The organism is Microcoleus sp. BR0-C5 (assembly GCF_036705045.1).
GTDB lineage: Bacteria > Cyanobacteriota > Cyanobacteriia > Cyanobacteriales > Microcoleaceae > Microcoleus.
Genome location: NZ_JAUBTR010000212.1, coordinates 1 through 1,181 on the forward strand (window position 1 = coordinate 1; position 1,181 = coordinate 1,181).

The 1,181-nt window shown below is 36.4% G+C and carries 1 pseudogene; it reads left to right on the forward strand.

Features of this window, described 5'->3' with window-relative positions:
- Nucleotides 1–87: 87 nt before the first annotated feature.
- Nucleotides 88–1,155 (forward strand): annotated as a pseudogene (locus QUB08_RS31995) (ISKra4 family transposase).
- The last annotated feature ends 26 nt before the right edge of the window (nucleotides 1,156–1,181 follow it).

Genomic DNA, 1,181 nt, shown 5'->3' on the forward strand with positions numbered 1-1,181 from the left:
TGGGTGCATCTCACTTTGGCGAGTATGCCAAAAAAGGGTTAAAATGAAAAAGCTCGTAAAATCACCCAAAAATATGAGGCAAAGAAAATGATACCCTCAGACCAAGAACAGCTAAAAGCCCACTTAAAAGCGGCAGCAGAAATTCTTTACAGAAATACCGTTCCAACCGAGTTAGAAAGTTTTGATAGCATAGAAAAATCCCTCCGTCAGAAAATGCTAGAAAAAGTGGGTCCAGAACGAGGTAGCTTTTTTTTTCAGCAGTATCAGGAATTCAAACAGGAAAAACCAGAAAAATAAAATCAATAGTCGGTTCGCTTGAGATTACAGATAATCAGGCGAAATATTTTGGATTGAAAGCTTATAGTCAAATCAGTCAAGTCATGGAAAAATGCTGTCTTTTAATCCAGGGTAAACGCATATTATCAAATGGCCCAAAAAGATTTAGAGATTTTCACTGGTGTCAAAATCTATCACAGTACATTACATAGATTAGTCAAGCGACAAGAATTTGAATTACCTGCATCGAAACAAGGAGTCCAAGAAATTACATTGGATGGGGGTAAAGTCAGGCTCCGCAACGAAAATAAAGGCGAGGGGTGTTACTGGAAAGACTATAAAGCCGTGTGTTTAGATAATGTTTATTCGGGAGCATTTTTTCACAAAAATCAAGATTTAATTGATTGGACTAATAGCCAAAAATTGCTACATCCTATGTATTGTTTAGGAGATGGTCACGCCGGAATTTGTCAGATATTTCAACAAATAGGAGACACCGAACAAAGACAAGAAATCTTAGATTGGTATCATCTGAAAGAAAATCTTTACAAGGTAGGAGGCTCAATAAAACGTTTAAAATTAGCAGAAAATATGTTGTGGCAAGGCAAGATAGATGAAGTTATAAATCTATTTAAACAAATGAAAAAAAAAGAATTTAAAACATTTTGTAACTATTTAGAGACCCATCGCGGCCGAATAGTCAACTACCAATACTATAAAGAAGAATCCATAAGATCGATTGGTTCTGGAACAGTTGAATCAATTATTAAGCGAATTGGATTTAGGGTGAAAATATCAGGAGCGCAATGGAATATTGAGAGCGTTCCCTCTATCCTTTCTCTTCGCTGTGCTTACCTCAACGGTCAACTTTCAACTTGATGTATTTGCCAAAGTGAGATGCACCC